Genomic DNA, 576 nt, shown 5'->3' on the forward strand with positions numbered 1-576 from the left:
CTGCCGTCGGCGTTGATCGCCAGTTCACTCGGCGCAGTCGGCGCGGTGATGTCTGGCGCAAAGATTTGCGTAGGCACGGACGACAGACCGTTGTCATCGATGGCGACGACATCAAGCAGTTCGCCGTTGGCTTGGGCCGGGTCGAGCACGATAGTGAAGGTGCCATCGGCACCTGCCACGACACTGCCGATCAGCGTGCCATTGGCATCGTGCACTTCGACACGGGTTCCCGCTGGCGCGTTGCCGGTCAGGCTGGTGCCATCGGCATTGATCGCCAGCTCGCTTGGGCTGGCCGGGGCGGTGGTCAGGGGTACGTCGTATTCAAAGGCGACGGACGCGTTACCGCTCGGGTCGGTCTGTACCAGGCTCAGGTGCTCGCCGGGTTGCGCTGCCGGGTCGAGGTCGATGAGGAAGGTGCCGTTGGCCAAGACAGTGCCTGTGCCGATCACAGTGCCCTCGGCGTCACGCACTTGCACAGTGGCGCCGACTTCGCCGCGGCCGCTGAGGACCAGGCCGTCGGAGCCGACGGCAATATTGCTGACGGCAGCAGGCGGTGTGATGTCCGGTGCATCGAAT

Annotated in this window: 1 protein-coding gene; it reads right to left on the bottom strand. The window is 65.1% G+C overall.

Annotation, left to right across the window (positions count from 1 at the left end; translation table 11 throughout):
- The coding region (locus GIB19_RS28160; protein WP_274888861.1) for an Ig-like domain-containing protein at positions 1-576 on the bottom strand (576 nt) is incomplete at both ends.

The organism is Pseudomonas sp. ITEM 17296, from assembly GCF_028895205.1.
GTDB classification, from domain to species: Bacteria; Pseudomonadota; Gammaproteobacteria; order Pseudomonadales; family Pseudomonadaceae; genus Aquipseudomonas; species Aquipseudomonas kermanshahensis.